Annotated in this window: 1 protein-coding gene; it reads right to left on the bottom strand. The window is 36.3% G+C overall.

Annotated features, from left to right (window positions below; all coding sequences use genetic code 11):
* The coding region (locus tag ACHRV0_RS21580) for a DUF2931 family protein (protein WP_395442503.1) at positions 1–614 on the bottom strand (614 nt) is incomplete at both ends.

Genomic DNA, 614 nt, shown 5'->3' on the forward strand with positions numbered 1-614 from the left:
GCAATGGCTATACTATAATCTCTTTTATCTTCTTGTTCTGTCGTGAAACCAATATCGTAATCATATTCTTTTTCTCCCTTCTCCCAAATAGAATAAGGAATGCCGTGCAAATAGCGAAAAATATTCATTTCACTATTTACATATTTTTCTGAATGACGGGCTTTATATTCAAACTTATTATAATCAATGTCATTTTCTCTCCATATCTCTTTATTGATGGTCTTAAATTTGCATATTTCGGTACTTCCAGTTCCTCCCTGCATCCAAATAGTAACATTTCCGCCGGGCGCCATTCCTGCTACAATTAGACTGTATTCTTGTTGAACACCATAAGAATCTATCACTTTTTTTTGAAACAATTCAAGCATTTTTTCTCGTGGCAATCTAAAACTAGCTTTATAATAATATCTATCAGCTTCACATAGCCAATTTACTGCAATACTATCGGGAACAGGCTTATACTTATCGCCTCCAACATAACCTCCGCTGGTAGTACCCCAACCTGGATCATTACCAATATTTGCAGATGCGCCCGCAATACTTTTTCCTTGATAAAAATATTCAACAGTAGGGGAACAACCATAGTATTTTGGCGCAGACCAAGCTGCATTCCA

It is taken from the genome of Flavobacterium sp. FlaQc-30 (assembly GCF_044005885.1).
Lineage (GTDB): Bacteria > Bacteroidota > Bacteroidia > Flavobacteriales > Flavobacteriaceae > Flavobacterium.